The sequence below is a fragment of the Oleiphilus sp. HI0123 genome, from assembly GCF_001635315.1.
In genome coordinates, this window is sequence record NZ_LWGE01000896.1 from 1 (window position 1) to 415 (window position 415).

General features: G+C 38.3%; 1 pseudogene. It reads left to right on the forward strand.

Annotated elements, in window-relative coordinates:
* Nucleotides 1-415 (forward strand): annotated as a pseudogene (gyrB, locus tag A3761_RS27385) (DNA gyrase subunit B); the annotation flags it as partial.

Genomic DNA, 415 nt, shown 5'->3' on the forward strand with positions numbered 1-415 from the left:
ATATGTTGATGAGGGAACACCCTCAATCTCTGGCCAAGGTTTAGAAACCTTAGTTGGTCAATATCGTGAAGTAGAAACCATTATTTCTAAGCTTGCCCGTTCTTATCCGTTACTTGTACTGGAAACTTTGCTTAAAGTAAGCGCGCTGAATAAAGAAGATCTTAAAGAGAAAGCGAAAGTTTCGGCTTGGGTTGAAGAAATACAGCCTTTGCTTGGTATTGATACCAAGACAGGTATGAACTATGTATTTGGTATTTCTCACGACGAAGAAAAAGACCTGTACTTACCAAAAGTTGATGTATTTGTGCACGGTATATCAACTGAGTATATCTTCAGTGAAGAGTTCATTGAGTCAGCTGGTTATGAAAAAATTGTCACGATGGCGAAGTCTCTTGAAGGTATTTTCAGTGAGAAT